General features: G+C 36.5%; 1 protein-coding gene. It reads left to right on the top strand.

What is annotated here, in order from left to right:
• A partial coding sequence (locus ACFIL8_RS11485; protein WP_375689906.1) for a hypothetical protein occupies positions 1–650 on the top strand: 650 nt, incomplete at its 5' end.
• Positions 651–817: the final 167 nt, after the last annotated feature.

Raw genomic sequence — 817 nt, 5'->3', positions numbered from 1 at the left:
AGAAGTTTGCACTCACAAATGAAACGCGTGTAATTAATAATCATACCCTTTATCGCATTAAAGCATTAAAAGACTTTGCTGATGTTAAGGCTGGTGCCTTGGGTGGCTTTATTGAAAAGGAAGATAACCTCTCTCATGAGGGCAATTGCTGGGTCTATGATAAGGCTTGTGTTTATAATAATGCTCATGTTTCTGATCACGCTACAGTCTGTGATTACGCTAGTGTTTTCCATAATGCAAAAATTGAAGGCAATGCTAAAGTTTTTGATTGTGCAAAAATTTATGACAATGCAAGGGTTGCTGATCATGCCTTGGTTTTTGGAATAACTTATGTTTACGATCATGCCTGCGTTTTGAATCATGCTGAGGTATCTGACAGGGCTGTTATAAAAGGTCATGCTAAAATCTATGATAACGCTTTATTGACTGGCTATGCGCAAGCTTATGGCAATGCAAGAATTTATGACAATGCTCAAGTTTGGTTTTTTGTTGTGGTTGGTGATGATGCTTGTATTTATGAAAATGCAAAAATTACAGGCTATACATACATTTGTGATCAAGTGAGTGTTTTTGGCAATTCATATATAGATACCAAAAAATTGAATGGTCATATCAAAATTTGTGATCAAACCATAAAAGACGCTGCGTAAATAAGACGCGGGCGCGGCGGGGGCGCCCCTCTTTCAAATTTCCCATTCCAAATTTTAGCAAACGTTTATCACATTAGATTGTGAGGGTCTTCTATGTGCAAAAAATACGAATTAACCAGTGAAATCAAAAAAATCAAACATGCTCTTACTCGAAATATTATAAACCT

The organism is Bartonella sp. AP57NXGY (assembly GCF_042195805.1).
In the GTDB taxonomy this organism is placed as follows: domain Bacteria; phylum Pseudomonadota; class Alphaproteobacteria; order Rhizobiales; family Rhizobiaceae; genus Bartonella.
Note: the sequence above shows the minus strand (reverse complement) of the source record. Positions and strands in the feature narration are given on the sequence as shown.